Raw genomic sequence first — 1,851 nt, forward strand, 5'->3', positions numbered from 1 at the left:
ACCTATCACGGGTTCCGCTATGTCCAGATCAGCGGCCTGAGCAAAAAGCCGGAGCTGAAGGATTACACCGGCTGGCTGTTGCGTACCGACGCGAAGCGCATCGGCACCTTCGAGTGCTCGGATGCGCTCATCAACAAATTCTACGAAGTCTCGATGTGGACGATCGAAGATAATTTGCAGGGCGTCCTGACCGACTGTCCGACCCGCGAGCGTTGTGCCTGGATGGGCGACGGCCATGCGGTGGGCGAGGCGGCCTCCTACAACTTCGATCTGCGGCGGTTCTGGCCCAAGATGACGGCGGACATGGCGACGGTGCTGGGCGCCAATCCGCCGATGGGGAAGCGCGAGATCACGATGCCCCGCGATCCACGTGCTCCGACCATGATCGCCGTCGGCAAACGGCTGTGCGGCCAGGCCACGGCGGACTGGGGCGCGGCGACGGTGCTGGTCCCGTGGTTCGATTATCTCTTTTACGGCGATCGCGACACGGTGCAGACCGCCTGGCCCATGATGCAGGGCTGGATGGCCTATCTCGACGAGTTCGGCGTCAACAACGGCATCATCGCCGACGGCCTGGGCGACTGGTGTCCGCCGGGCACCAATACCAAGATCGACACGCCGGTGGCGCTCACCTCGACGGCGCTCTATTACCAGTCGTTAACGGCCATGCAAAAAATGGCCGTGGCATTGGGCAAATCGGATGAGGCCGCGCAGTACGCCGCCCAAGCCGCTGTGGTGAAGCAGGCGTTCAACGCCCGGTTCTTCAATGCTGCCTCCGGCGATTACGGCTCGCAGACCGGAACCGCGATGGCGCTGCATCTTGGGCTCGTTCCCGATGGCGAAGAGCAACGGGCTGCCGACGGGCTCGCCGCGCTGATCATGGAGAAAGCGGGTGGCCATTACACCACCGGAATGTTTGGACATCGTCCGCTGTATACGGTACTGAACGATTACGGGCATCCCGACGTAACGCGCCATCTGTGGAACATCACTGACTGGCCGAGTCTCGGCTTTCTGACTGAAAAACACGGACTGACCACCTGGCCGGAAGCGCCGTACAACTGGGATCCCGGCAAACGGTATCGGCGTAACTCCTTCAACCATCCGATGCACAGCGGCTTTGCGGCCGTCTTTCACGAAAGCCTCGGCGGCACTCGCCCTGATCCGGTTGGCCCCGGGTTCAAGCGCTTCTTCCTCAAGCCCTGTTTTCTCCCCGGCTTGGAATGGGCGAAGGTGACGCTGCGCTCGCCGCAGGGGCTGATTTCCAGCAGTTGGAAGCGCGATGGAAACTCGGTGATCTGGCAAGTCACCGTTCCGCCCGGTAGCTCCGCACTGGTTCAACTCCCGCAGTTTCCTGCCGGTAAAATCCAATTGGATGGCAGCCCGGTCAAAGCCAACGAATTTGAACTGCTTCCGGGAAACCGGATCATCCACATCAACTCATGAAAACATCCATACTATCGATCATTCCACTCACCCTGGCCTGCGGCTCCCTCGCTGCCGGTCAAAACAAACCCAATCTTATCGAAGAGAAAGTTGGGATTCCGATCCTCGATGGACCTTTTCAACCGACCTGGGAGTCGTTGCAGGGCGGCTATGTCTGCCCGCAATGGTTCCGCGATGCCAAGTTCGGAATCTGGGCGCACTGGGGGCCCCAGGCTGTGTTGGAAGCGGGCGACTGGAATGCACGCCGCATGTATGAACAGCAGGCCCCTTGGGGCGGCTATGATGCGCATCTGAAGCTGTACGGGCATCCGTCGGTTCATGGCTTTAAAGATGTTCTTCCCTGCTGGAAGGCCGAGAAATGGGATCCCGATAAATTGATGGCGCTATACAAAAAGGCGGGCGCCA

At 60.3% G+C, this 1,851-nt stretch carries 2 protein-coding genes; both read left to right on the plus strand.

What is annotated here, in order from left to right; all coding sequences use genetic code 11:
- The first annotated feature begins 78 nt into the window (after positions 1–78).
- A complete protein-coding gene (locus tag QZY07_RS03045; protein ID WP_295399626.1) occupies positions 79–1,446 on the plus strand; it encodes an alpha-L-rhamnosidase C-terminal domain-containing protein in 1,368 nt (455 codons plus the stop codon).
- A partial coding sequence (locus tag QZY07_RS03050) for an alpha-L-fucosidase (RefSeq protein WP_295399627.1) occupies positions 1,443–1,851 on the plus strand: 409 nt, incomplete at its 3' end. The genes QZY07_RS03045 and QZY07_RS03050, both read left to right, overlap by 4 nt.

Origin of the sequence: uncultured Thiocystis sp., from assembly GCF_903866365.1 — a bacterium.
Classification (GTDB): Bacteria; Pseudomonadota; Gammaproteobacteria; order Chromatiales; family Chromatiaceae; genus Chromatium.